At 63.2% G+C, this 26917-nt stretch carries 20 protein-coding genes and 2 pseudogenes; 14 read left to right on the top strand and 8 right to left on the bottom strand.

Annotated features, from left to right (window positions below; all coding sequences use genetic code 11):
* The 7 genes from AC0VX3_RS02610 to phnN all read left to right on the top strand — a co-directional run bounded on the left by AC0VX3_RS02610 (position 1) and on the right by phnN (position 6168).
* Positions 1–1122, top strand: coding sequence for a carbon-phosphorus lyase complex subunit (locus tag AC0VX3_RS02610; protein WP_342893525.1), 1122 nt, complete (start codon positions 1–3; stop codon positions 1120–1122).
* Positions 1119–2048 carry an alpha-D-ribose 1-methylphosphonate 5-phosphate C-P-lyase PhnJ gene (locus AC0VX3_RS02605; RefSeq protein WP_475523405.1) on the top strand — a complete coding sequence of 310 codons (930 nt, stop codon included), beginning with the start codon at positions 1119–1121 and terminating at the stop codon, positions 2046–2048. The genes AC0VX3_RS02610 and AC0VX3_RS02605 overlap by 4 nt, the downstream gene beginning before the upstream one ends.
* Complete coding sequence (gene phnK, locus AC0VX3_RS02600) at positions 2045–2833, top strand: phosphonate C-P lyase system protein PhnK (RefSeq protein WP_475523404.1); 789 nt, start codon at positions 2045–2047, stop codon at positions 2831–2833. Before AC0VX3_RS02605 ends, phnK begins: the two co-directional genes overlap by 4 nt.
* Positions 2834–2845: 12 nt before the next feature.
* The gene (phnL, locus tag AC0VX3_RS02595; protein WP_475523403.1) at positions 2846–3550 is read left to right on the top strand and encodes a phosphonate C-P lyase system protein PhnL; all 705 of its coding nucleotides are present in this window, start codon (positions 2846–2848) and stop codon (positions 3548–3550) included.
* 110 nt (positions 3551–3660) lie between these two features.
* Positions 3661–4425, top strand: coding sequence for a DUF1045 domain-containing protein (locus AC0VX3_RS02590; RefSeq protein ID WP_475523402.1), 765 nt, complete (start codon positions 3661–3663; stop codon positions 4423–4425).
* Positions 4422–5567 carry an alpha-D-ribose 1-methylphosphonate 5-triphosphate diphosphatase gene (locus AC0VX3_RS02585; RefSeq protein ID WP_475523401.1) on the top strand — a complete coding sequence of 382 codons (1146 nt, stop codon included), beginning with the start codon at positions 4422–4424 and terminating at the stop codon, positions 5565–5567. The genes AC0VX3_RS02590 and AC0VX3_RS02585 overlap by 4 nt, the downstream gene beginning before the upstream one ends.
* A 55-nt stretch (positions 5568–5622) precedes the next feature.
* Positions 5623–6168 carry a phosphonate metabolism protein/1,5-bisphosphokinase (PRPP-forming) PhnN gene (gene phnN, locus AC0VX3_RS02580; RefSeq protein ID WP_475523400.1) on the top strand — a complete coding sequence of 182 codons (546 nt, stop codon included), beginning with the start codon at positions 5623–5625 and terminating at the stop codon, positions 6166–6168.
* Between the two features lie 252 nt (positions 6169–6420).
* Here phnN and AC0VX3_RS02575 read toward each other — a convergent pair whose 3' ends face one another.
* From AC0VX3_RS02575 to AC0VX3_RS02545, 7 genes and pseudogenes are all read right to left on the bottom strand, one after another.
* The gene (locus AC0VX3_RS02575) at positions 6421–6504 is read right to left on the bottom strand and encodes a hypothetical protein (RefSeq protein WP_475525125.1); all 84 of its coding nucleotides are present in this window, start codon (positions 6502–6504) and stop codon (positions 6421–6423) included.
* A gap of 97 nt (positions 6505–6601) precedes the next feature.
* Positions 6602–6763: pseudogene (locus tag AC0VX3_RS02570) on the bottom strand (endonuclease domain-containing protein); the annotation flags it as partial.
* A gap of 35 nt (positions 6764–6798) precedes the next feature.
* Positions 6799–9699 (bottom strand): AsmA family protein, encoded by a 2901-nt coding sequence (locus AC0VX3_RS02565; protein ID WP_475523399.1) that lies wholly within the window; start codon positions 9697–9699, stop codon positions 6799–6801.
* 125 nt (positions 9700–9824) lie between these two features.
* A complete protein-coding gene (locus AC0VX3_RS02560; RefSeq protein ID WP_475523398.1) occupies positions 9825–10982 on the bottom strand; it encodes a DUF1513 domain-containing protein in 1158 nt (385 codons plus the stop codon).
* Positions 10963–12036 (bottom strand): imelysin family protein, encoded by a 1074-nt coding sequence (locus AC0VX3_RS02555; RefSeq protein ID WP_475523397.1) that lies wholly within the window; start codon positions 12034–12036, stop codon positions 10963–10965. Before AC0VX3_RS02555 ends, AC0VX3_RS02560 begins: the two co-directional genes overlap by 20 nt.
* Positions 12036–13565 carry a di-heme oxidoreductase family protein gene (locus AC0VX3_RS02550; protein WP_475523396.1) on the bottom strand — a complete coding sequence of 510 codons (1530 nt, stop codon included), beginning with the start codon at positions 13563–13565 and terminating at the stop codon, positions 12036–12038. The genes AC0VX3_RS02555 and AC0VX3_RS02550 overlap by 1 nt, the downstream gene beginning before the upstream one ends.
* 83 nt (positions 13566–13648) lie before the next feature.
* Positions 13649–14911, bottom strand: a complete 1263-nt coding sequence (locus AC0VX3_RS02545; RefSeq protein WP_475523395.1) for an imelysin family protein — start codon at positions 14909–14911, stop codon at positions 13649–13651.
* A 541-nt stretch (positions 14912–15452) separates the two neighbouring features.
* Here AC0VX3_RS02545 and AC0VX3_RS02540 point away from each other — a divergent pair.
* Positions 15453–15929, top strand: a complete 477-nt coding sequence (locus tag AC0VX3_RS02540) for a tellurite resistance TerB family protein (protein ID WP_475523394.1) — start codon at positions 15453–15455, stop codon at positions 15927–15929.
* A gap of 132 nt (positions 15930–16061) precedes the next feature.
* Positions 16062–16817, top strand: a complete 756-nt coding sequence (locus tag AC0VX3_RS02535; protein ID WP_475523393.1) for a glutamine amidotransferase — start codon at positions 16062–16064, stop codon at positions 16815–16817.
* Between the two features lie 256 nt (positions 16818–17073).
* Here AC0VX3_RS02535 and pyc read toward each other — a convergent pair whose 3' ends face one another.
* Positions 17074–20517: a pyruvate carboxylase gene (gene pyc, locus AC0VX3_RS02530; RefSeq protein ID WP_475523392.1), complete on the bottom strand. Its 3444-nt coding sequence runs from the start codon at positions 20515–20517 to the stop codon at positions 17074–17076.
* A gap of 881 nt (positions 20518–21398) precedes the next feature.
* On the opposite strand from pyc, the gene AC0VX3_RS02525 reads away from it, so the two are divergent.
* The 5 genes and pseudogenes from AC0VX3_RS02525 to AC0VX3_RS02505 all read left to right on the top strand — a co-directional run bounded on the left by AC0VX3_RS02525 (position 21399) and on the right by AC0VX3_RS02505 (position 26654).
* Positions 21399–24650 (top strand): helicase-related protein, encoded by a 3252-nt coding sequence (locus tag AC0VX3_RS02525; RefSeq protein ID WP_475523391.1) that lies wholly within the window; start codon positions 21399–21401, stop codon positions 24648–24650.
* Positions 24650–24769: pseudogene (locus AC0VX3_RS02520) on the top strand (RNA-binding S4 domain-containing protein); the annotation flags it as partial. The gene AC0VX3_RS02525 and the pseudogene AC0VX3_RS02520, both read left to right, overlap by 1 nt.
* 66 nt (positions 24770–24835) lie before the next feature.
* Entirely contained in the window at positions 24836–25051 is a 216-nt protein-coding gene (locus AC0VX3_RS02515; protein WP_475523390.1) for an RNA-binding protein, read from the top strand.
* 222 nt (positions 25052–25273) lie between these two features.
* On the top strand, positions 25274–25606 hold the full coding sequence (gene fdxA / locus AC0VX3_RS02510; RefSeq protein ID WP_342893508.1) for a ferredoxin FdxA: 333 nt from the start codon (positions 25274–25276) through the stop codon (positions 25604–25606).
* A gap of 460 nt (positions 25607–26066) precedes the next feature.
* The gene (locus AC0VX3_RS02505) at positions 26067–26654 is read left to right on the top strand and encodes a CarD family transcriptional regulator (RefSeq protein WP_348144248.1); all 588 of its coding nucleotides are present in this window, start codon (positions 26067–26069) and stop codon (positions 26652–26654) included.
* Positions 26655–26917 lie beyond the last annotated feature (263 nt).

Raw genomic sequence — 26917 nt, 5'->3', positions numbered from 1 at the left:
ATGTATGTTGCCGTCAAGGGTGGCGAAAAGGCCATCCGCAACGCCCACAAGCTCACCGCGAAGCGCCGCAGGGGCGACACGTCCGTCCCGGCGCTGACCCTGGAGCAGATCGCGCAGCAGCTCGCTCATTCCGTTGCCCGGGTGATGGGGGAAGGCTCGCTCTACGACGAGACGCTCGCCGCCCTGGCGATCAAGCAGGCACGCGGCGACCTGATCGAGGCCGCCTTCCTGATGCGCGCCTACCGCACCACCCTGCCGCGCTTCGGCTACAGCACGCCGGTCGACACGGGCGCCATGCTGGTCGAGCGGCGTGTCTCGGCCACCTACAAGGACCTTCCGGGCGGACAGGTTCTGGGCCCCACCTTCGACTACAGCCACCGGCTGCTGGACTTCGCGCTCGCCGCCGAGGACGACGGCATGGCACCGGAAGTGGAAGCCGCCGAGCCGCAGGAAACCGCCATGCCGCGCGTGACCGACCTGCTTGGCGACGAGGGCCTGATGGAACCGGACCCGGTCACCGACGAGGACACCCCCGTCGGCGACCTGACCCGCGAGCCGCTGGCCTTTCCCGCCGACCGGGACCTGCGTCTGCAGAACCTGGCCCGGGGCGACGAAGGCTTTCTTCTGGCGCTGGCCTATTCCACCCAGCGCGGCTACGGCCGCACGCATCCTTTCGCCGGCGAAATCCGCTATGGCGAGGTCGAGGTGGAATTCTTCGCAGAGGAGCTCGGCTTTGCCGTGAAGCTCGGCACCATCAAGGTGACCGAGTGCCAGATGGTCAACCAGTTCAAGGGCTCGGCCAGCACCGCGCCGACCTTCACGCGCGGCTACGGCCTCGTCTTCGGCCAGGTCGAACGCAAGGCCATGTCGATGGCCATGGTCGACCGGTCGATGCGCTGGCAGGAACTGGGCGAAGAGCCGGTCGCGCCGGCCCAGGACGTCGAGTTCGTGCTGTCCCATTCCGACAACATCCAGGCGACCGGCTTCGTCGAACACCTGAAACTGCCACACTATGTCGATTTCCAGGCCGAACTCGGACTGGTCCGCCAGATGCGGTCCGAATGGTTCGAAAAACGCCGGCAGGAAGAAAACGACGACGCTGACCGGGAGGCCGCGGAATGAACGACACGGCTCAGATATTCGAACAGGGCGAATACAATTTCGCCTATCTGGACGAACAGACCAAACGCATGATCCGCCGGGCGATCCTCAAGGGGATTGCCATCCCCGGATATCAGGTGCCGTTCGCCTCGCGCGAAATGCCGATGCCCTATGGCTGGGGCACCGGCGGCGTCCAGGTGACCGCGGCGATCCTGGGACAGGCCGATTGCCTGAAAATGATCGACCAGGGCTCCGACGACACCACCAACGCGGTCTCCCTGCGCGGTTTCTTCGAAAAGACGGCCGGGATCCGCACGACCTACGAGACATCGGAGGCGACGATCATCCAGACCCGGCACCGCATTCCGGAAAAGCCGCTCACCGAGGACCAGGTGCTGGTGTTCCAGGTGCCGATCCCCGAACCCTTGCGCTTTCTGGAGCCGCGCGAAACGGAAACCCGCAAGATGCACGCGCTGGAGGACTACGGCCTCATGCATGTGAAACTCTACGAGGACATCGCCAGGAACGGCCACATCGCCACCACCTACGCCTATCCGGTCAAGGTCAACGACCGCTACGTGATGGACCCCTCGCCGACACCGAAATTCGACAATCCGAAGATCGACCGGATGGCCGCGCTCCAGCTCTATGGCGCGGGCCGCGAGAAGCGCATCTATGCCGTTCCGCCCTATACCAAAGTCAAGAGCCTCGACTTCGAGGATTATCCCTTCGAAATCCAGACCTTCGACAAGCCCTGCGGCCTGTGCGGTGCGGAGAATGTCTATCTGGACGAGGTCATCCTCGATGACCGGGGCGGCCGCATGTTCGTCTGTTCAGACAGCGACTATTGCGAGGAACGGCGCGCCGACGGCCATCTCGGCCCGATGGCGGCGGATCCAACCATGGCCGGAATTGGCGGCCACAAGCCGGAGGAGACCGCGCAATGAGCGTCACCCATCCCGAAGACCCGCTGCTGCAGGTCCACAAGGTTACCCGCTATTACGGCGACCGCGTCGGCTGCCTCGATGTTTCGTTCGACCTGTGGCCCGGTGAAGTTCTGGCCATCGTCGGTGAAAGCGGTTCCGGCAAGACCACGCTGCTCAACTGCCTGTCCACGCGCCTTGCCCCGACGGCCGGCGCCATCGAATACCGCATGCGCGACGGTTCCATGCGCAACCTCTACCAGTTGACCGAGGCCGAACGCCGCCTTCTGATGCGCACCGACTGGGGCTTCGTCCACCAGAACGCCGCCGACGGCCTGCGCATGAATGTCTCCGCCGGCGCCAATGTCGGCGAGCGGCTGATGGCCGTCGGCCAGCGGCACTACGGCAACATCCGTTCAACGGCGGACGATTGGCTCGGCCGGGTGGAAATCGACAGCGACCGCATCGACGACGACCCGCGGTCGTTCTCGGGTGGCATGCGCCAGCGCCTGCAGATCGCCCGCAATCTGGTCACCGCGCCGAGACTCGTCTTCATGGACGAGCCAACCGGCGGCCTCAACGTCTCCGTACAGGCCCGGCTTCTGGACCTGCTGCGCCGCCTGGTCGCCGATCTGGGTCTGTCCGTGGTGATCGTCACCCACGACCTTGCCGTTGCCCGGTTGCTGTCCCACCGGATCATGGTGATGCGCCATGGCAATGTCATCGAGACCGGCCTGACCGACCAGGTTCTGGACGACCCGCGCGAGCCCTACACCCAGTTGCTCGTCTCTTCCATTCTCCAGGTGTAAAGGAGGCGTTCGATGCCTGTGCGCTTGTATCTCAACAATGTCGGCAAGTCCTTCACCATGCATCTGCAGGGCGGCACCGTCATTCCCGTGGTTCAGAATGTCGAATTCTCCGTTGATGCCGGCGAATGCGTGGTCCTGGGCGGCCCGTCCGGTGCCGGCAAGAGCTCGATCCTGAAGATGATCTACGGCAACTACCGCTGCGACGAGGGCCAGATCCTGGTCACCGTCGGTGACGGGATTGTCAATGTGGCCGGCGCCGAGCCGCGCCGCATCCTCACCCTGCGTGAAGATACCATCGGCTATGTGAGCCAGTTCCTGCGCACCATCCCGCGTGTTTCGGCGGAGGACGTTGTGGCCGAACCACTGATCGCTCTGGGAACGGATGAAGCCGAGGGCCGCGACACCGCCCGCGCCCTGCTGTCCCGGCTCAATGTGCCCGAGCGCCTGTGGACCCTGCCGCCGGCGACCTTCTCCGGCGGCGAGCAGCAGCGGGTCAACATCGCCCGTGGTTTCATCGCCCATTATCCGGTCCTCCTGCTGGACGAACCGACCGCGTCCCTGGATGCCGCCAACCGGGCGGTGGTCGTGCGGCTGGTGGAGGAAAAAAAGGCCAGGGGCGTCGCCATGGTCGGCATCCTGCACGATCAGGATGTCCGCGAGCAGATCGCCGACCGGATCATCGATGTCACCGGTTTCAGCGCCGAGGCCGCCGCTTGACCAAAATGACGAGGAAAGCCTTGCGGGCGGGTGGAAACTGTCACAGAACGGTCACCACCCGCCGTTAGGCCGTCTTTCCGGCCTCCCGTGAACCGAATGCGAATCCGACCATGCGCTACGCCCTCTATTTTGCCGCCGATGCACACGACCCGCTGATGCAGCTCGGCAATGCCTGGCTCGGCCGCGACCCGGCCACGGGCAAGGCTCTGCCGCAGCCGGCCGTCGCCGGGCTGACAGCGGACAGGGTCCGGGACCTGACGACGGACCCGCGCCGCTACGGGTTTCACGGCACGCTGAAGGCCCCGTTTTCCCTGCGCGGCGACCAGACCGAAGCAGCCCTGCTGCAGGCCTGCGAGCAGTTTGCCGACGAAATCGCGCCCTTCGACATAACGGGCCTGGGCGTCAACCGGCTCGGACGGTTTCTCGCCCTGACACCGGAGCGGGAAGAGCCCGGCCTCAGAGCTTTTGCTGGGCTCTGTGTCCGCCGCTTCGAACCGTTCCGGGCACCGCTTTCGGACGCCGATCTGGAGCGCCGCCGCAACAGCGGTCTGACGGAACGGCAGGACCGGCTCCTGACCCGGTGGGGCTATCCCTACATCTTCGAGGAGTTCCGCTTCCACATGACACTCTCCAGCAAGCTGGAGAACGAAGCAGACATGCGCTGTCTGGCCGAAACGGCCGAAGCCTACTTCGCCAACGTCACCGGCCGCCCGCGCACCTGCAGCCATTTTGCGCTGTATACAGAGGCGGAGCGCGGCGCCCCGTTCCAGGTGCACACGGTCTTTCCACTCAGTGGCTCCGTGTCTCCACTGGACGCCGCAATCGCCCCCCATTCCCCGGCCCCCGATCACCCCACAAACGAGGAACCTGCATGAGCGCGACGCCCCAAGTCTTCAAGAATGCCACCCTCATCCTCGCCGACGAGGTGATTGACGGGTCGCTGACGGTCGGCGAAACCGGCCAGATCTCCGGAACCGGCTCACCGACCGGGGTCGCGGGACATGACTGCGAGGGCGATTATCTGCTGCCGGGCCTTGTCGAACTGCACACCGATCATCTGGAAACCCATTACGCCCCGCGGCCGAAAGTCCGCTGGAACCCGGTGTCCGCGGTGCAGGCCCATGACGCACAGATCGCCTGTTCCGGCATCACCACCGTGTTCGACGCGCTCCGGGTCGGCATGGATGAGGACGCGGATCTGCGCTACCCGGACATGCGCAAGCTGGCCGATGCCATCGAGACAGGCCAGCGCGAAAACCGCCTTCGCGCCGACCATTTCATCCACCTGCGCTGCGAGGTCTCCGCGCCGGACGTTCTGGAGGCCTTCGAGGTGTTCAAGGACGACGACAGCATCCGGCTGATATCGCTGATGGATCACACGCCCGGCCAGCGCCAGTTTGTCTCGCTCGACGCCTACAAGGTCTATTATCAGGGCAAGAAGGGCTTTTCCGACGCCGAAATGGAGGTCTTCATCCGCAGGCGCCAGGAACGCGCAAGCGGTCTGGCCCCGGACAACCGGAAGAAACTGTCCGACATTGCCCAGGCACGCGGCATCGCCATTGCCAGCCACGACGACGCCACCCGCGAACATGTCGACGAGGCCATCGGCCTGCACACCAGGATCGCGGAATTTCCGACCACCGTGGAAGCGGCGAAAGCCTCCCATGACGCCGGCATGGCCGTCCTGATGGGCGCCCCGAACGTGGTGCGCGGCGGCTCCCATTCCGGCAATGTTTCCGCGAAGGAACTCGCCGAAGCCGGCGTGCTCGACGTGCTTTCCTCCGACTATGTGCCGATTTCCCTGCTGCAGGCCGCCTTCCAGCTCGCCGCGGACGTCGAAACGATTTCCCTGCCCGAGGCTGTCAGGACGGTGACCTCCACTCCGGCGGCCGCGATCGGACTCACCGACCGGGGCGCGCTGCAACCGGGTCTGCGCGCCGATCTCATCCAGGTGAAGATGGTCGGCGGCATCCCGATCATTCGCGGCGTCTGGCGCGAGGGTCGACGCGTTGCCTGACGCGGCGGCGGATGCGGCCGGAAAGCCGGGGCCCGAAAGACTGGGCCCCGGACGCATGATTCTCGTCGTCGGACCAAGCGGCGCGGGCAAGGACACGCTGATGGACGCCCTGAAGCAGCGGCTCGACACCCGGGACGACGTGGTCTTTGCACGGCGGGCGATCACCCGTGAGGCGGATGCCGACGCGGAGGATCACGACACCCTGAGCCGCTCCGATTTCGACCGGATGACCGCTGCCGGAGAAGTCGCGCTGGCCTGGGAAGCCCATGGCCTCGGCTACGTCATCCCGCCGGCCTATGACGACTTCATCCGCACCGGCGGCACCGTCATCGCCAACGGCTCCCGGCGTGTGCTGAAACGCGCGGAAGAAAAATACCAGACCGCCATCACCCTGCTGATCACAGCACCCGTTGAAATCCTCGCCGAACGCCTTGCGGCCCGCGGCCGGGAAACCCGAGACGACATAGAACGCCGCCTGAAACGGGCCGATCTGGAACCCGACCGCGTTGCCAACCTGGTCCGCATCGAGAACACCGGCACCGTGGAAAGCGCCGTCAACGAGATGATTTCGGCACTGGGGTTTCATACCAGGGAGCGATGATCTCGCTGCTGGGCAACCCGGAGTTCCGGTTCCAGGCTCCGCCCCTCACCCGGCGCCTGCGCGCCGACCTCTCCCCATGGGAGAGGTTACGCGTGCGGGTGACACATCCATGCCATTCTGACCAGCCTGCTCTTGTCTCAAGCAGAACAAACTGGAAGAAAATTCTCCCTGCAGGGTTCCCTCTCCCATTGGGAGAGGGTCAGGGTGAGGGGAGTAGACTCAACCGGAAACCAGGGAAGCTTGTCTTGCGCATCATTTTCGAAGCTCAAGATGGGCGATGATGTCATCCAGAACTTCAGACGTGTTCGATAGGACATCCGAATTCCAGTAGCGCACAACGCGAAAGCCGTTCCTCTCCAGGATTCCGGACCTTTAAAAGATCAGAGTCCACATTTTCTGCGTGCTGACTGCCATCCAGCTCGACAACCAACTTTGCATCCAAGCAAACAAAATCAACGATATACCTGTCGATCCAGACCTGCCACCGGGATTTCCAGCCTCCAAGCGGCCTGTTCCGAAGAAAGTGCCAAAGCCGTATTTCGGCGTCCGTCGACCGCCGCCGCAATGATCTTGGTATGCTGGACTTTTGTGGCACCGCCGGACCTCACCGTCGTACGGGGGGCCCGGCCCTCAGTTTTTCTTCTTCTTGTTCCCGAACACGTTTCCGAGCAGGCCCTGCGGCAGGCCGAAGCCCTCCTCGACGGCCTTGAGGACTTCCTTGTCGTCGACCTTGCCCTCGATGACCTTCTGGACGTCGATCTGGGTGCGGCCGCCGGTGGCTTTCTCGATGACCTTGTTGGCCTGATCGACCAGCTCCTTGGACGGCGCCTTCTTGCCGTTGAGGATCGAGATCAGCTCGCCGCCGGTCTGTTCCAGCATCTTGTAGGCCGCTTCCGGGTTTTCCAGGATGCCCTTGATGTCCGGATAGATGCGCGGGTCGTTCCAGTTGCCCTCGATCACGATCGGCACGCCCAGTCCGGCGAGTTTCTTGTCCGCGCCCTTGCGCCGCGGCTGCGGTGCCTGACCTTCCAGGGTCGGCACGATTTTCGGCTCCACCCGCCAGGAAAGGCTCTGTTCCGGCATGTTTGTCGTGCCCTTGCCGCTCATGCGCACCAGCGGTCCGACCATCGACAGATCGCTGGTGGTCGCGACGCCGTTCCGGATCTGGAAACTGGCACTGAGCGTGCTGAAGTCGGTCTTGGAGGACGTATTGGCCTGCCAGCCGAGCAAGGTCTCCACGGAGAGCCCGCGGACCATCTTGGGCACGTTGATGCCACGGATGGCGCCATCCGCGAAATTGTAGTCCGCCGTGCCGTTCAGCCCCTGGACCAGCGCCTGCTCGCTGCCGCCTTTCGATTTCACATCGAGATTGATGGCGGCCTTGCCCTCGATCCAGCTGAAATCCGCCGCGTCGCGCAGCAAGGGATAGGCGCTGAGCTTCGCCATCGAGAATGTCGCGGCCACTTCGGGAACCGCTGCAGCCCCGTTCAGCGTCACCGTGCCGGTCCCGGTACCGCCGTAAAGGGCCACCTTTTCCAGATTGGCCGTCAGCACACCGTTGCTGATCGTGGTGGAGAGCGCGCTCTCGTCGATCTTGATCTTGTCCCAGCGGATTTCGCGCGTGGTGAGCCTGAAATCCGCGTTGACCGCCTTCAGGCCTGAAAAATCGATCGGCACCGTGCTCCAGCCGGAACCGCCGCCACTCTTGCCGCCGCCGCTTCCGGCATTGTTCCCGCCGGATCCCGAGGATCCGGAGGCCCTGGTGGCGCCAGGCGCCGTTCCGGAGCCGCCCAGATAGGGATCGAGCACCAGTTCGCGCAGGTCGAGCCGGGCCGTGACCGAGGGAATGTCGCCGAGCACGATCCGGCCATTGGCTTCTCCCGAGGTATCGTCGAGCGTGAACCGGGTTTCCTCGAAGGAGACTGTTTCCCCGCTGATCCCGAAGATCCCGGACGCCTTGAACCGCTTGAGGCCACCGCCCGCGCCGAGTGGCTGGCCCATCCAGGCCATCAGACCGCGCAGATCCGCCGTTTCCAGACTGACGGCCCCATCGACCGCCCCGCTCCGGGACGCCTGACCGTTGAAGCCGGCACTCAGCCTGTTGCCCTTGACGGTCACGGAGACCGGGGCGGCTTGCCCCGCAAGCAGTTTCGCCGTCGCCGCTTCGCCCGTCAGGCTGAAGGCTTCCCCGCGCCACGCGAGCGATCCGCTCATGGCGATCGGGTTTTCCAGACCCTGCAAATTCAGGTCCAGCGCCAGATTGGTCAGCCGGTCCGCTTCCGGGTCGCCGCCGACGGCCGAGGCCAGTCCCAGCCCGCCGATTTCGCCATCGGCAATGCTGACGGAACCATTGATGTCGAGACCGGCAAAGAGTTCATCCCCCGTAAGGCCAACGGTTTCAAAGGCCACATCCGCGCTCAGCTTGCCGCTTGCGGGCTGTGCCTGGCCGGCCAGCAGCAGCAGGTCGGCGATCGAGCCATCCTTCAGCACGAGGCGGCCGGAGATTTCCGGCACCAGTCCGGAGAGATCCGCGTCGGCCGCGCCCCCCAGCGAAAGCTGCCCGAGATCCAGTGTCAAGTCCGCAACGGAAACCGCCGTTTCGGACCCCGTGATCCCCGCATTCAGCGCAAAGGCGCCGGGATCCGTCTCCAGCGTCTGCCCGGCGAGCCCGGCCAATGCCTTGAGCGACGGGCCGGCGGCTTCCAGCGCAAGATCGGCCCGGACCGGCGCAAGGCCTGCCTGTCCGGCGACCTTCACGACATTTTCCCCCGACGACACGGTCAGATCGAGCGGCACCTGTTCACCCGCCGTCAGCCCGAGCGGGTTCGACAGGGATCCGGCAATCCCCAGCGCGATGTCCTGGAGCGTGAAACTGCTGTCCAGTGTCACCTCGCCGGTCAGGTCCGGCGCGTTCAAAGTCATGTCGAGATTGCTGATCCTGACCGGGTCAACCGAGGTCTGGTCCTTGTAGGTCAGCGTCCCGCCGGTGATGCTCAGCCGATCGACCCCGATGCTCTTCAGATAGCCTTCGGAGGATGTCGCCGACGATCCGCCATCGGGCGAAGCCTCTTGCGCGGATCCCGTTTGCGCAGGTTGCGCGGGTGCCGCATCCGAGCGTCCGGCGCCGGTCTCCGAATTCAGGTCCCGGCGCGGCTCCCAGCTTGTGGTGCCATTGGGGCCGACTTCGAGATAGATATCCGGCTGGTCCAGGGAAATACCGGTCACCTGGATGTTTCCGGACATCAGGCCGGTCCAGGCCAGCCCGAACTCGACACGCTCGGCCCGGGCAAATTCGATCCCGTCAGCTCCGGCCTCGCCGGCAACGCCGACCTTCTCCGCCACCAGAGAGAAACCGGGGAACAGCGACAGCGACACCGGGCCGTCCAGACGCACGCGCCATCCCAGGCGCGAATCCACCTGGTCGACCACCTGGCGCTTGATTTCGTCCTTGGGCAGGAACAATGGCACCACCAGAACAATGGTCACCAACAGAAACAGCAGACTGCCCAGTCCGATCAAAAGCCGACGCATTTACAATCTCCCCGTCGCGATTCGGCCCCAATGTAGACCAATCGAGGCGAAACGTCCCGAGATACAATGCCGGGCGATCGTGACGAAAACAGGAACCATCCGGTTCTTTCCAGACGCGCTGCGTGTCAGGACAGGGAAAACAGGTGATTGTCCCAGGAAATCCCCGGCGGCCGGGCGAGAACTTCCGCGGCGCCGTCCGGTTCGCTCACCAGTGACAAGGCCCCGTTTCCGTCGGAAATCAGGAAGCTGCCCTGATCGATGGGCGCGACCCCGCAACCGTCCGGAATTGTCTGAGCGCCGATAAAATCACCGGTCGCCGCATTCCAGAAAAGGGTCTGCCCGCCGCGCGGAGCCGAAGTTGCGATGATCTCCCCGGAGGCATTTGCCGTCACCGAGCCGATATAGTTCCGCAACCCGGCGGCCACAGGTGAGGGGATTTCCCGCAGGTCCGGGGCCTTGTCGCGGGAAAACACGCCGACCAGCGGCGGCGTTTCGCTTTCGGCCCCCTCGAACTGACCGCCGACCCATGCCCGGCCCTGCGCATCCAGCGCCATGTGGCGCAGGGACAACTGATGCAACGCCGGATCCAGTGCGTGCTCGGCCAGAAGATCGCCGGTCCGGCTGTCCACAAAGACCACCGACGGCGCCATCGTATCGAGGTTGAGCTTTTCACGCGGCTTTTCCGGATGTGTACGGATGCCGCCATTCGCGACAACCAGCGTCCGGCCGTCCGGCGTGAGCATCAGGTCATGCGGGCCAATGCCGCCGGTGCCGAATTCGCCCAGCCGCCGGATATCGCGCCCGCTCGTGTCATAGACGCCAATGACACCGCGAGCGGCGTCGAAATCGTTTTCCACCGCGTAGAGCAGGTGGCCATCGCTGGAGAAACAGCCGTGTCCACAGAAATGCCGACCCGGTTCCGCACTCAGCAATCGGGGTTCGGCGGCCTCGAACGGACTAATGATGAGCGCGAAGGTTCCCGGCCGGCGCGCAAAGGCGACCAGGCGGCGCCTGTCCGGTGCGACCGCGATCCCGTGGCCCCTTCCCGGCAGCGAAACCCGAGCAAGGATCTGCCCGAACCCGTCGACAATGCCGATGCCGTAATCCCCGTTTTCCTGCCGGTAGGCACTGGCGAACAGCGGCATGCCTTCGTCTGCTTCACGGCCTGACAAGCTTTCCGCCAGCGGCGATGCGGCAAATGCGGGCGCGGCTGCCAAGCCGCCCAGGGCGGCGAGAAACCCGCGCCGCGACAGCGCGCGCAAATCAGTCACCGTCGAGCGCATTGAAGCCTCCGGCAAGATCCAGCGCGCCGGCCAGTTCGAGCGCGATGGTGTCCCGCAGCGACTGCAGCGTGATCGCCAGAACCTTGACCCGGGCATAGCTGTCCCCCTCCCCGAACGTCTGCCGCAGCGGCGGCGTCAGGTCTTCCAAAATCGACCGGGCATTGCCGAATTCGAACGAAATCGAATCGAAGATCCAGGCGAACTCTTCCGGGGTCAACGCCTCGAGGTGAAAGCTGCCCAGGGTCTCCTGAAGGCCCGTCAGCTCCCCGGACAGGAACACAATGCTGTTGGCGGAGCGGGAAAACGGAAACCGGTGCGGCTTGGCGCCCTCCTGCGAGGACCCCAGCGCAGGCAGAAGATCCTGATCTCGCGCAATGATAAGCCCGGTGACAACGGTATTGAACATGCTCTCCAGCGCTTCCCTGGAAGTACGAAACCGGTCGTTGTCCGGCCCGGCGGACAGCAGCACGGTGCTGTAGCCGTCGGGATCCGCCCAGTCCTCGGCCAGCTCTTCTGCGATCTTCGCGACATTGACGGCGATCGCCAGCGCATAGCCGCAGGTGAAGGCCTTGTCGGCCGCATCCCGGCCGAGCACCACCTCGGAGGATTTACTGAAGGCAATCAGCTCAAGCGCGGTCAGTCCCTGAACGGCCACGCTCTTGTCCGCAAGGCGCGCGGCGGACAGCACGTCGGTGTCCTTGCCGGCGCGGATCTTGCGCAGCTGGCGCTGGGTGATCCCGCGCGGATCGGGCATGAAGGCAAGCCGGCTGACACGGTCGTTGTCGATCAGCGGTCCGAAGCGCAGAAAATGAACGCCCGAAAAAGCCAGAACGGTATCGGAAAAAGCCGACCTGAACCCGTCGGCCGCCGCCTGACCGGTTTCCTGACACACCGTCTCGACCGCGCCGGGAAGCGCGGCAGCGGTTTCCGAAAAGCGCGTTGTGGCCGGACGGATATAGCCTGAGACCAGACCCTCCAGTTGCGGGTTGAACTCGGTGGCCTTCGCCGGAAGAACGCAGAACACCGCCATTGCGGCCAGTACCAGTCGACGCATCACAAGGACTCCAGAAAACGGATAAGGGAGCGGCGGTCCGCGGGCGTCAGCGCAACCACCGCATCGCGTGCGGGCTTCGCTTCACCATCATGCCACAAGATCGCCTCCAGCAGGTTCCGCGCCCGCCCGTCATGCAGGAAGCGGGTGTGTTTGTTGACCGCCTCTGTCAGGCCGATGCCCCAGAGCGGTGGTGTCCGCCATTCCAGGCCCGAGGCATCGCCCACAGGACGGTGGTCGGCAAGACCCTCGCCCATGTCATGCAGCAGGAAATCGGAATACGGCCAGATCAGCTGAAACCGGTGCGCCGGGTTGTCCGCCGCCCGGCTGGTGACGAACTTCGGCTGGTGGCAGGCCGGGCAGCCGGCCCGGTAGAAGACTTCCTTGCCTTCCAGCACCTGCGGATCGTCAACGTCCCGGCGCGCCGGCACAGCCAGGTTTTCCGAATAGAATGTCACCAGCTCCATCACGGGGTCGGGCGCTTCCGACACGCCCAGATGCGCCTGTTCGCCATGCGGCAATGCCCGGCAGGCCTGCTGCCCCTCGGTGCAGTCGCCGAAATTGTCCGGCATGTCCGGCGAACTGATGCCGATATCACCTGAAAAAGCGCCTGCAGTTTGTGCCCGGATGGTCGGGTTCGAGGCTTTCCAGCCGAACCGGCCGATCGTGATATCCCCGGTGCCCGGATCGCGCACCCGGCTGAGCTTTCCCGAGATCCCGTCCCCATCCAGATCGTCCGGATCCGTCAGGGCTTCTAGGTCACCCGGATGAATGGCCTGAACCAGGCCGAGACCGATCATCGGCGGGGCCACGCGCGGCGAGATCATCGTCTCGTCATGCATCTCGCCATAGCCGAGATCGCGGATGCGATAGTCCGGTTTCTGCAGGACGGCGGTTTCGCCACCGGCCAGCGGCACCACGATCTCTTCAAATTCAATGTCGAAACGCCCTTCTCCCGCCAGGCCCGGCACCGCGAAGTGCTGAAACTGCCCGCCGTAGACAGGTTCGGGAACGGAAAGGATCCTTCTGTCGGCAAGCGCCTGGCGCTGTTCGTCGGTCTGCGGCGGGATCGACAGGCGGAGAAACAGGGACACGGCCTCGTCGCCCGGGCGCGGCGGCCGGCCGCGGCCGTCCTTCAGGTGGCAGCCCTGGCAGGATCTGGCATTGTACAGCGGACCGAGCCCGTCCGAGGCCTGCGTCGAGGACGGCGAGGACGCCCAGAGTTTCTTGAACAGGCCGTTGCCGACCTTGAAACTGTGCTGTTCCTCGAATGTCAGATTGGCATTGGACCGCGAGAAGGCATCCCTGTCCGGTCGCTTGCGCGACGTGCCCGCGCCACCCTGCATCGGTTCGAACGGTTCGGATTGCCCGAAATCGGCCGGCGGGGAAATCACCTTCGAGACCTTGGCCTTGTCCTTTTCGGACAGGTCGTCCCGGTGCGTCAGCACGGTGTCGGCCGGAGCCGCGCCTGAGGCAAGGCATATGCACAAAAGGGCGCCGGTCAGTGCGCCCACGCTGGGGACCCGGTTCATTGCTCGCATCCTGGCTGGTTTCCGCGAGCCCCAATTCACGGAAGAACCGGCAGGCATCCGAAAATGCCTGCCGGGAGTTGATCTTATTCGAAGACGGCGCCCGGATTGTCCAGGCTGTCGGAGCCTTCGAAGGCAATCTCGTCCAGTTCGAGCACTTTCACAACGCGCTCGATCGACGCGGTCTGGTCAACCAGGGCATCGACGGCGGTCTGGACAACCGCGTTGCCTTCTTCATTGCCTTCGCCGAGCATCTGATCGTAGGCTTCGCCACCTTCGGCGCGGGTCTTCATCGCTTCAAAAGCGGCCAGGGTCGCGTCGAGCTTGACCTTCATTTCCTCGGCCAGCGCCGGGTCCTTCTCGGCGACCATTTCGGCCAGGGACGCCCCCGACACATCGTTGCCGAGCGGGCTCTTGTACTCGCCGAAATAGACATTCCGGATGCCGACCACGTCGTTGTAGTGAGACATGTGCGTGTTGTCGGAGAAGCAGTCATGCTCTTCTTCCGGGTCGTGCAGCATGAGGCCCAGCTTGATACGCTCGCCGGCCAGTTCGCCGTAGGAAAGCGAGCCCATGCCGGTCAGGATCGTGGCAAGACCGCCGGCATCGCCCTTGGCGGCCAGGTCTTCACGTGCCGCGCCGCCCGGCGTCCAGGCGGAAACCATTTCTTCCAGATCGGCGATCAGCAACTCGGTCGCGGCCTTCAGGTACTGGCTACGGCGTTCGCAGTTGCCACCCGTGCAATTGGCCGGATCGAAATCGGTCGCAGGGCGGGTGCCCGCACCGGCGTCCGTGCCGTTGAGATCCTGGCCCCACAGCAGAAATTCGATGGCGTGATACCCGGTCGCGACATTGGATTCCACTTCACCGGCTTCCTGCAGGGTGTCGGCCAGCAGGCTCGCGGTGATTTCGGTGGCGTCGATGGTCTCGCCGCCGACCTTCAGGGTCGGGTTGGCGATCACATTGGCGGTGTAAAAACCGTTTTCTTCCGACTCTTCGCCATAGGACACGTCGACATAGTCGATCAGGCCTTCATCCAGCGGCCAGGCATTCACCTTGCCTTCCCAGTCGTCGACGATGGCGTTGCCGAACCGGTAGGCCTCGGTCTGCTGATAGGGATTGCGGGCTTCGATCCAGGCCGCACGGGCAGCTTCCAGATTGGCTTCGGTCGGCTCCGCGATCAGCTTGTCGACCGCGGTTTCGAGCGATTTCGCGGTTCCAAGAGAGTCCGCGAATTTTGCCTGGGCAATATCGCCGTATGTGGACAGCACATCGGCGGGCGCAGCGGCTAGCACCGGGGTTGCGAAAAGGGCGGTTGCGGCCAGAAGGCCGAATTTGACTGACTTCATGGGTTGATCCCCTCACCTGGCGGATGCGGCGCCACAATTCGGCATTCCCGCATCTTTCCAATTTTCGAGCGGCACCTTGGTGCCTGCAGCGACCCGGTGAAACCATTTCATGAGACCGGAAGTCAAGTTATAAATGTAAAAACATCAATAGTTTAGAACTATTCCAAAAAGTTGACTGGAAAATACCGGAATTGAATCCCAAGTCTTGGTGACGACCGGGTTGTGGTCATGATCCGGCCAAGCCGTCCGGAGCCGGAGTGTCGCTGGACAGGTTTTCGCTGAACAGGTTTTCGTTGGCCAAGCCACAGGAAAGCTCCTGGAAGTTCGGAAAGACCAAGGGCATGGTTTCAAGCTGTGCATCACGGCATGTCCGACGTTTGGGGCATCGAACGTCTTGGCGGCAGAAACAGGCCCGCGCAACCAACGGATTCCAATTGTCCGAGGATCCTAAAGCGGGTGTCAACTCTTTGATGCTAAGGAACCGATGTTATAGCAATAACAAGCGGCCTGTTTGGGGGGCCCGACTACAGGAACGACCAAAATGCTCAATGCACTGAAAAGCTTTGTTCGCGAACTGACCTTCGGCGACAGCGGAGAAAAGGCCTTCGCCGAGGATGACAAGCGTCTGGCTGCTGCCGCCTTGCTGTTTCACCTGATCGACATCGATGGCGTGATCGAGGAAAGTGAAAGCGCGAAGCTCAGGGAAATTCTGCAGAAACACTACGATCTGACCGACAAGGAGACCAGCGAGCTGATCGCCGCCGCCAAACAGCGGGACGAGGAAGCAGTCGATCTCTATGGCTTCACGTCCGTTCTCAAGCGCACCACGGACGAGACGGAGCGCCTGGCGATCGTCGAGATGATGTGGGAAATCGTCTACGCGGACGGCCACGTTCACGAATTCGAGGACAACACCATCTGGCGGGTTGCAGAATTGCTCGGCATTTCGACCCGTGACCGCATGACCCTTCGCCACAAGGTGGCCCAGACCGCGCCGGAGGAAAGTGAGCTGGACTAGCTCACGAACTCATAAATGAGGATGTATTGAGCCGAGGCTGAAGGCACAAACAAGCCTTTAGGCCACACATTTATGCAGGCTCACGGGCCGACAGGACTCGATTTCTGCTCCATCCTGCCTCATATTAAATGCATGCTTTTCGATACCAAAGTCGCAAGTAACTGTCCCAAGGTCCTGATCGTACTCCACCAGGAACACTCGTCGCCCGGGCGGGTGGGCCAGGAGCTGGTCAAGCGCGGCTTTGCGCTGGATATCCGCAAACCGCGCTTCGGCGACGTGTTGCCGGACACCATGGACCACCATGCGGGTGCCGTCATTTTCGGCGGACCGATGAGCGCCAACGATCCCGATGCCTTCGTTCAGAAGGAAATCGACTGGATCGGCGTGCCGCTCAGGGAGCGCAAGCCCTTTCTCGGCATCTGCCTCGGCGCCCAGATGATGGTGAAGCAGCTCGGCGGCACCGTCGGTGGTCACAGGGAGGAACTCGTCGAAATCGGGTATTATCCGTTGCGCCCGACCGACGCCGGAAGTTCCATGATGACCTGGCCGAAAAAGGTCTACCAATGGCACCGGGAAGGCTTTGACCTGCCGTCACAGGCCGAGCTTCTGGCAAGCGGCCCCACCTATCCCAACCAGGCGATCCGCTATGGACCGGCCGCCTACGGCATCCAGTTCCATCCCGAACTCACCCACCAGATGATGGTGCGCTGGACCACCAGGGGCGCGCCGCGCATGGCCCTGCCCGGCGCGCAGCAGCGCCGCGATCATTTTGCCGGTCGGTTTGTCTACGACCCCGCCGTCAGGACCTGGCTCGACCGGTTTCTGGACTTGTGGATCGGCACCGCGGCGGCCCCGGTCCAGTTTGGCGCGCTCAAGGCGGCGGAATAAGTGGGCAGCCGGCAGTATCACAGCACTGCCGGAGTGTTTTTCGGGCAAGCGGACCATCCTTCGAGACAGGCTTTCAGCCTTCCTCAGAATGAGGATGAAAATGCAGCTCGGCTCAAACGGAACCACCCGATACCCTCATCGTGAGGAAGCGCAAGCGAGGTCCCCATGGACGGCTGCTTGCCTGGCATTGACACTCCCCGCCCGTGGGTAGAGGGGTCAGGAGCCGCCGGAAGCACTCCCGGCAGGCTCCCCTCGATCAGCTTTCGAACACCACCAGCAGGTCCTTGGCGTCGATCTGGGCCCCCGGGCTCACCAGGACTTCCTTGACCTTGCCGTCGCGCTCGGCATGGAGCGCGGTTTCCATCTTCATGGCCTCGATGGAGACCAGCACGTCGCCCGCCGTGACCTCCTGTCCGGCGGCGATCGCGACCGTCGAGATCACGCCCGGCATCGGCGCACCGACATGGGCCGCGTTGCCGTCTTCGGCCTTGCGCATGGACGCCGCACCGGAAGCTCCGTGTGCCCGGTCCGGCACCTTGACGATGCGCGGCTGGCCGTTGAGCTCGAAGAACACCTTCTTCTCGCCCTTCTCGTCCGTTTCGCCGATCGCCTGACACCGGACCACCAGCGTCTTGCCGGGTTCCAGCTCGACGAAAATCTCGTCACCTGCCTCGAGCCCGTAGAAATAGACCGGTGTCGGCAGCACGGACGTCGGTCCGTATTGCTGCTGGGCCTTGTCGAAATCGGTGAAGACCTTCGGATACATCAGATAGGAGGCCAACTCCGTGTCGCTGACTTCATGACCGGTCTTTTCGGCTGCCACCTTGCGCTCCGCCTCCAGATCGGCCTTTTCCAGCAGGGAGCCCGGACGGACCGTGATCGGCGTGCCACCCTTGAGCACCTTTTTCTGCAGCGCCGCGGGCCATCCGCCCGGCGACTGTCCCAGATCCCCATGCAGCATCTGGACGACGCTGTCCGGGAAGGCGACATCCTTGGCGGGATCCTCGACTTCCGCCACGCTCAGGCCCTGACTGACCATCATCAGCGCCATGTCGCCGACCACCTTGGAGGACGGTGTCACCTTGACGATGTCGCCGAACATCATGTTGACGTCGGCGTAGGCCTGCGCCACTTCGTGCCAGCGGGTTTCCAGCCCCAGCGAACGGGCCTGTTCCTTCAGGTTGGTGAACTGGCCGCCGGGCATCTCGTGCAGATAGACTTCCGAAGCACCGAAGCGCAGGTCGCTTTCGAACGCCCGGTACTGGGCCCGCACGGCTTCCCAGTAGAACGAGATCTGGCGGATCGTCTTCGCGTCCAGTCCGGTGTCGCGGTCACTGCCCCGCAGGGCTTCCACAATCGAGCCGAGACAGGGCTGTGAGGTCAGACCGGACAGCGCATCCATCGCGGCGTCCACCGCATCGGCGCCCGCTTCGACCGCAGCCAGAACCGTGGCCGCCGCGATCCCCGAGGTGTCGTGTGTGTGGAAGTGGATCGGCAGGCCGACCTCTTCCTTGAGGGTCCGGATCAGGACTTTCGCCGCCTCGGGCTTCAACAGACCGGCCATGTCCTTGAGGCCGAGGATATGCGCGCCGGCCGCCTCGAGTTCCTTTGCAAGACCGACATAGTATTTCAGGTCGTATTTCGGCCGGGCACTGTCGAGCATGTCGCCGGTATAGCAGAGCACGCCCTCGCAGAGCTTGTTCGCCTCCTGGACCGCGTCCATGGAAACGCGCATGTTCTCCACCCAGTTGAGACAGTCGAACACGCGGAAGAGATCGACACCGTTCTCGGCGGCCTGGGCGACGAAAAACTTCACCACATTGTCGGGATAATTGGTGTAGCCGACGCCGTTGGAACCGCGCAGCAGCATCTGCAGCAGAATATTGGGCGCTTTCTCGCGCACCTTGTGGAGGCGTTCCCAGGGGCTCTCCGTCAGGAAACGCATGGCCACGTCGAAGGTCGCTCCACCCCAGCATTCCAGCGAGAACAGGGTCGGCAGGCCGCTTGCATAGGCATCCGCGATGCCGACGATATCGTGGCTGCGCATGCGCGTCGCGAGCAGGGACTGGTGCGCGTCGCGCATGGTCGTGTCGGTGACCAGTGCCCGCTTTTGCGTCTTCATCCAGTCGGCAAAACCGCCAGGACCGAGCCGGTCGAGCAACTGCCGCGTGCCTTCCGGGGCGGCGGTAGTGCCGAATTCCGGTGCCACCGGGGCGGCCACGTCCTTCGGCGGCCGGGCCCGGGTCTTGGTTTCCGGATGGCCGTTCACCGACACATCCGCGATATAGGTCAGCAGCTTGGTCGCCCGGTCCTTGCGCCGGGTCTGCTGGAACAGCGCCGGCGTGTCGTCGATGAAACGGGTGGTGTAGTTGTTGGCCTTGAAATCCGCGTGGCCGATGATGTTTTCCAGAAACACCAGGTTCGTGGCCACACCCCGGATCCGGAATTCGCGCAGGGCCCGGTCCATGCGCTTGCGCGCGTCTTCCGCCGTCGGCGCCCAGGCGGTCACCTTTTCCAGAAGCGGATCGTAGAACCGTGTGATGACCGCGCCCGAATAGGCGGTGCCGCCATCCAGCCGGATGCCGAAACCGGTGGCGCCGCGATAGGCGGTGATGCGGCCGTAGTCGGGAATGAAATTCTGATCCGGATCTTCCGTCGTGATCCGGCATTGCAGGGCGTTGCCGTTGAGACGGATATCCGGCTGCGCGGGGACACCGCTCTCCGGCGTGCCGATCTTTGCGCCTTCGCTGATCTTGATCTGCGCCTGGACGATGTCGATCCCGGTGACTTCCTCGGTCACGGTATGTTCGACCTGTACGCGCGGATTGACCTCGATGAAATAGACGGCGCCGGTATCGGCATCCATCAGGAATTCGACCGTGCCCGCGCCCCGATAGTTCACTGCGCGGCCGATCTGCAGGCCGTAACCGCACAGTTCCGCGCGTTTGGCCTCATCGAGATAGGGTGCAGGCGCGCGCTCGACCACTTTCTGGTGCCTGCGCTGGATCGAACAGTCGCGCTCGAACAGGTGAACCACGTTCTCGCCGTCGCCCAGGATCTGCACTTCCACATGGCGGGCGCGCTCGACCAGCTTCTCCAGATAGATTTCATCCTTGCCGAAGGCGGCCTTGGCTTCCCTCTTGGCGGCAACCACTTCCTTTTCCAGGGTCGCCTCGTCCGGGATCACGCGCATGCCCCGGCCACCACCGCCCCAGGAGGCCTTCAGCATCACCGGGAAACCGATTTTCGCGGCCTGCACCTTGATATCGGCAATGTCGTCCGGCAGCGGATCGGTTGCCGGCATCACCGGAACACCCGCCTCGATCGCCAGATTGCGCGCGGCCACCTTGTTCCCGAGCCGGCGCATGGTTTCCGATTTCGGGCCGATGAAGGTGATGCCGGCCGATTCGCACGCATCCACGAATTCCGGACTTTCGGACAACAGCCCATAGCCGGGATGGATCGCATCGGCACCGGAGAGCCTGGCGACGCGGATGATCTCGTCGATGGACAGATAGGCCTCGATCGGCCCCATTCCCTTGCCGACCTGGTAGGCCTCATCCGCCTTGAAGCGATGCAGGGCCAGCTTGTCCTGCTCGGCATAGATCGCGACGGTCTTCAGGCCAAGCTCATTGGCCGCCCGGAATACCCGGATCGCGATTTCGGACCGGTTCGCAACGAGAATTTTGGTTATCGCCAAACGTCCACACCCCCTGATGTCGCGCAAACAGCAGCGCCACTTTCGGCATGATTTCTACTTTGGTCGGACGCTCTTGAAAAGAGGCCGCCGCCATGTCCGTTTTCTGGACTGGCGAATTTTTTTGCGCCTGCGCCGGTAACGTGTGGAAATAGATAGCAAAATCGGCTTAAGCCTCGACATCATAGACACTTTCAAAAAATTTGCGGCGCAGCAATTTCGGCCCAAACCCTGCCGCCGGAACACCGCCGGCACCGGCCCGGCAATTCAGCCGGCTCACTTGCCCGCCGGCAGAGCCCGGCCGCGCTTCCAGGTTACTCGCGCCCGGTGTCCGACGCGCTCGGGTTCGGGTTCGGAGCGGGTTCGGGGCCAGATTCAGGGCTGGGCTTGTCGTTGCCGGGCGGAGCATTTTTCCGATAGATGGCATCAGCCTGCACACCACTACATCTTGTAGGAACAAATCCGGAATCTCGTGGAAACACCGATTCGTCCCGCTTCCGTTCACCCTGTGTCCGGCAGGACGGGAGCCCGCGTTCCGGTCCGCGCCGTCAGTTGGCAAGATTCTGATTGACATGGATTCGGTGCAAATCACCCTGGGGGCGCAAGCAAGATTCAACTTGTTGACCCGATTCACGATTTCGTGGCGCCGACCGCCGCCGGATCCACATGTGGTATGGAACAAACCCTGAATCGCCAGGTGTCGCCGATTCGGTTTCGGTTTGTTCCAGAGTCGTTCTCCACACTTTGTTTTCTGCGCGAATAACCTGCCTCCGGGCCAAAAGAGTGGCGACACAGGACAACCGCCTGTGTTAGACACCCGGCACCAGATATAGGTGCCAGGTCCCTGGCACCGAGCCGAAGAAAGCCGATCGTCCAGCTCTTCCATGCCTCGTCTTCAATCCATGCCGCTGCCGCCGTCAGCCCGGTCCCGCACAGTGACAGCGGTGCTTGGACCGACCAACACGGGCAAGACCCATCTTGCCATCGAGCGCATGCTTGCCCAGTCCTCCGGACTGATCGGCCTGCCGCTGCGGCTGCTCGCGCGTGAAGTCTATGGACGGGTGGCCGAGCGCGCGGGCGTTGACTCCGTCGCGCTGATCACCGGCGAAGAGAAGATCATCCCGGACAGGCCCCGCTTCTGGGTGTCCACGGTGGAAGCCATGCCGCTCGACCTCGACACCGAATTTGTCGCGATCGACGAGGTCCAGCTGGCCGGCAACCTGGATCGCGGCCATGTCTTCACCGACCGGATCCTGAACCTGCGCGGCCGCTCCGAGACCCTGCTCCTGGGGGCGGCGACCGCACGGCCGCTTCTGGAAAAGCTGCTGCCCGGGCTGAACGTGATCACACGACCGCGCATGTCCGTTCTGGAATATGCCGGGTCGAAAAAAGTGTCCCGCCTGCCGGCGCGCTCCGCCGTGGTCGCCTTCTCCGCCGATGAGGTCTATTCCATAGCCGAGCTGATCCGCCGCCAGCGCGGCGGCGCGGCGGTGGTGCTGGGATCCCTGAGCCCGCGCACCCGCAATGCCCAGGTGGAACTGTTCCAGAACGGCGATGTCGACCATCTGGTGGCCACGGACGCCATCGGCATGGGTCTGAACCTGGATCTCCAGCACATCGCCTTCGCCGGCAACCGCAAATACGACGGCTACCAGTATCGTCAATTGACGCCTTCCGAGATGGGCCAGATCGCCGGACGCGCCGGGCGGCACACAAGCGACGGCACCTTCGGCGTGACCGGACGGGTCGATCCTCTGGACGACGATCTGGTCGAACAGATCGAAAGTCATCGCTTCGAAAGCCTGAAAGTGCTGCAATGGCGCAACAGTGCGCTGGATTTTTCATCCGCAGGCGCATTGCGCCAGAGCCTCGACATCGTTCCCAGGGAGGACGGTCTCGCACGGGCGCCGACCGGTGACGACATCACCGCTCTTGAACAATTATTGCGCGATCCGGCAATATCCGGCATGGCAAAAGGCCAAAACGCGGTAGAATTGATATGGGACGTGTGTCAGGTTCCCGATTATCGCAAGATCGCCCCGGCGAACCATGCGGAGCTGCTCAACACGATTTACACCCATATGATGCAGGACAATGCCATCGCCGATGACTGGTTCTCGCGTCAATTGGCCTTCGCAGACCGCACGGATGGTGATATCGACACACTCGCCAACCGGATTGCACACATCCGGACCTGGACATATGTCGCCAATCGCCCCGACTGGCTGGCCGATCCGGCCCACTGGCAGGGTGTGACCCGCGGCATTGAAGATCGACTATCCGACGCCCTTCACGAGCGGCTGACACAGCGCTTCGTGGATCGGCGGACAAGTGTATTGATGCGACGTTTGAGAGAGAACGCAATGCTGGAAGCGGAAATTACATCGAGCGGCGATGTGCTCGTAGAAGGACAGCACATCGGGAATCTGCTTGGCTTCCGGTTTGCCCCCGACGCGGCAGCGGAAGGACCCGACGGCAAGACGGTTCGGGCCGCGGCGCAGAAAGCCCTGACGACCGAGATCGAATCCCGGGCCGAAAAACTGGGCAAGTCCGAGAACACCGATTTTGTCCTGACCGCCGACGGCACCGTGCGCTGGCGCGGCGAACCGGTGGCCAAGATGGTGGCCGGCGAGGACGTTCTGACACCGACCGTGCTGCTGCTGGCCGACGAGCATCTGAACGGGCCTGCCCGTGACAACGTCCAGGGTCGTCTCGATCTCTGGGCAAGGTCACAGATCGAAACGCTGCTGAAGCCGCTGACGGACCTGAAAACGTCAGAGGGCCTGGAAGGCCTGGCGCGCGGCATCGCGTTCCGCCTCGTCGAAGGCCTGGGCATTCTCGAGCGCCAGGAAGCTGCCGACGAAATCCGTCAGCTCGACCAGGACATGCGCGCCTCCTTGCGCAAGCACGGCATTCGGTTCGGCGCCTATACCGTGTTCATTCCCGCGTTGCTGAAGCCGGCTCCAAGCCAGCTTCTGGCGCAGCTCTGGGCCCTGAAGCACGGCGCGCTCGACATGAACGGCATGACCGAGCTGCCGCAATTGTCCGCATCCGGCCGAACCTCCATTCCGGTCGACGAGACCATCGACAAGGCGCTCTACAAGGTGGTCGGCTTTCGTGTCTGCGGCCCACGCGCCGTGCGCGTCGACATACTTGAGCGCCTGGCTGACCTGATCCGGCCGCTCATCGCCTGGAAACCGCTGGACCCGGAAGTCAGTCCGCCGGAAGGCGCCACGGCGCAGGGCGGCGCCTTTACGGTCACCGTGGCGATGACCAGCCTTCTGGGCTGTGCCGGCGAGGATTTTTCCGCCGTTCTGAAATCGCTCGGCTACCGCAGTGAGACCAGGGAAGTTCAGCGCCCGGCGCTGCCAGGACCGGCAGGCGAACAAGCCGTCACGAGCGAAACGAACGCCGCGAACGAGACCCCTGCGGATGCAACCGCCGCGACCGATGCCGGCACTCCGGCAGACGTCTCCGCAACTGAGGCAACGGACCCCGTGGCCGGGTCCGGAGCGGAAACGGAAGCCGGACCAGACGCCGCGCCGCAGGAGCAGTCCCCGGAAGCAACCGGTGCCGAAGCGACGGCGCCGGCCGCGGACGAGGCTGCAACTGCGGCAGAGCCCACCGGCACCTCGGAAGAGCCCGCTCCGAACGAGGCTCCGGCGGAAACTGCCGCAACCGAACCGACAGCCGCAGTACCTGCACAGGACGACACGCCGGCTGCTGCCGACGATGCGGCACCGGACACCGATCCCGCCACCGAACCGGAAACCGGACTGGAAACGGTCACCATCGAGGTCTGGCGGCCCGGCCGTCCGGACCGGCGGCCGCGTGGCCGCAACGATCAGCGCCGGGGCGACAACCGCCGGGGTGCGCCCCAGAAGTCCGGCCAGGGCGAGAGCAACCAGGGCGACCGGCCCCAGGGAGAGAAACGTCACGGCAAGGGCGGCAAGGGCGGTCCGGGCCGCAATCGCGGAGCCCAGGACGGCACCAGAGGCGGCAAAGGCGGCGGCAAGGGCTCTGACGGCGGCAACCGCCGCGACAAGCCGCAAAGAGACAAGCCCATAGACCCGAATTCGCCCTTCGCGGCGCTGATGGCGCTCAAGGCGAACATGGAAAGCAAGGACAAGAAGTAATTCCGCAGCCGGAGGCACATTCCGAGGGCGCCAGCCTGCGTGTCGACAAGTGGCTCTGGTACGCCAGGGTCACCAAGTCCCGGTCGCTTGCCCAGAAGCTGGCGGCTTCCGGTCATGTCCGTCTGAACAAGGACAAGATTTCCTCCCCCAGCAAGACCTTGCGCACGGGCGACGTGCTGACAATCGTGCTTGAACGACGTGTTCTGGTTCTCAAGGTCGTGGCGCTCGGCTCCAAGCGCGGTCCTTACGAGGAGGCGCGCCGGCTCTATGAGGACCTGTCGCCCCCGCCCCCGCCAAAACAGGCAGCGCCACCGCCGCCTCCGGGCCTCAGGGATGCGGGCGCTGGCAGGCCGACGAAGCGCGACAGGCGCAAACTCGACGCCTTTCGCAGCGACGATTGAGGCAGAATCCGGCTTCGGCGGGAAAAACGGAAAAACTTTCTCTTTTCGCCCCTGACTGCGTCATCCGGAGCGCTTGCACGCAGTTGACAAAAGCGATACCCAACATCAACACGAGACACTGATCGTGCCTTCTCGCAGAAACGCGGCACGAACCTGACCGCCGGTCGCGTTTTTTCTGGCAACCGCCATGAAGAACGGTCCCGGTGCCGAATGAGGATAGAGATGACCTACGTCGTCACAGACAATTGCATCAAGTGCAAATACACCGACTGTGTTGAAGTCTGCCCCGTGGACTGTTTCTACGAGGGCGAGAACATGCTCGTGATCAATCCCGACGAGTGCATCGACTGCGGCGTATGTGAACCGGAATGTCCCGCCGAAGCCATCTTGCCCGACACCGAGCCGGGTCTGGAGAAATGGATCGGGCTCAACGCCGAATATTCCGAAAAGTGGCCGAACATCACCGAAAAGAAGGATGCTCTGCCCGAGGCCGAGGAATTTGACGGCAAAGAGAACAAGCTGGAACAATATTTTTCACCGAAAGCGCCTGCCTGATTCGTTCCCGCCTGTGCACATCGGAACGTCCGCAAGCAATTCCGAATCTGGCGGGACGATGATTCTCTCTGGAATTTCAGACACCTGACACAGGTAAAAGGTCAGGTCTGCTGTTGCGTTTGCGCATCTGAAAAGCACAACACTTTAATTTTCCACAAAAGTATGTTATATCTTTAGGACAGTCGCCAACCACGAGAACAACCCCTTAAGTCGGAGTCTTTAATTTCTGTCCCGGGCCTCAACCACCGGACGGACAAAGGCACCGGCAGCTCATGATGACTAATCAAGGTTCTAGTGTGGAATTCAACGACTGACCAGCCCTGACACGCCGCATATCAACAGGCGTTCCACTTCGGATCGCTCGGCGGGCTTCGTGTCACATAAAAATAGAGGGCCGCATCGCAGCGGTTCAGCACAGGTCCGACACGGACTGATCAACTGCGCAGGAGAGAATACCAGAATGGCAACAAACACCAAAAAGACCGCGCAGCGCCAGGGATTCAAAACCGGCGAGTTTATCGTTTATCCGGCACACGGCGTCGGCCAGATTACCGCCATTGAAGAACAGAACGTTGCAGGTCACACTTTGGAGTTGCTCGTTATCGTTTTCGAACAGGACAAGATGACCCTTCGTGTTCCCGTCGCCAAGATCGCGACAGTGGGCATGCGCAAGCTCGGTGACCCGGCTGCGGTCAAGAAGGCTCTGGAAACCGTTCGTGGCCGTCCGCGCGTCAAGCGGACCATGTGGAGCCGCCGCGCGCAGGAATATGAAGCCAAGATCAACTCCGGCGATCTGAACTCGATTTCCGAGGTGGTCCGTGACCTGTTCCGGTCCGAGAGCCAGCCCGAGCAGTCCTATTCCGAACGCCAGCTCTATGAAGCTGCGCTTGATCGCATGGCGCGCGAGATCGCGGCCGTGAACAAGTGTTCGGAAACCGAAGCGGTCAAGCAGATCGAACAGAATCTGGCGAAATCTCCGAGCCGTCTGAAAGCCGCTGCCGAAGCCGCAGCCGGTGATGATGACGATGACAAGGAAGAAGCCGCCTGAGTTCAGCGCGGATCAATTCCTGAATGAAGTTCAAGGGCCCGGATCGTTCCGGGCCCTTTTGCGTTGACCGGACAGCGCCCCGACCCGTTCACGGGAAAGTGCACAAATTCTGCCCCAGCGGCATCCTCAAGTGATCTAACCTGCCAGGAGGCACGTAATTTAAGCCGAAGTTGATTAGGCCCCATTTGACGGACCCTATCTTTTCGCCGGTCAGGCGCGCGATGCAGGGCATCGACCATTGAACCGCTCCTTGCCGAAGAAAC

The organism is Roseibium sp. QJM3NY_11, assembly GCF_056173175.1.
Note: the sequence above shows the minus strand (reverse complement) of the source record. Positions and strands in the feature narration are given on the sequence as shown.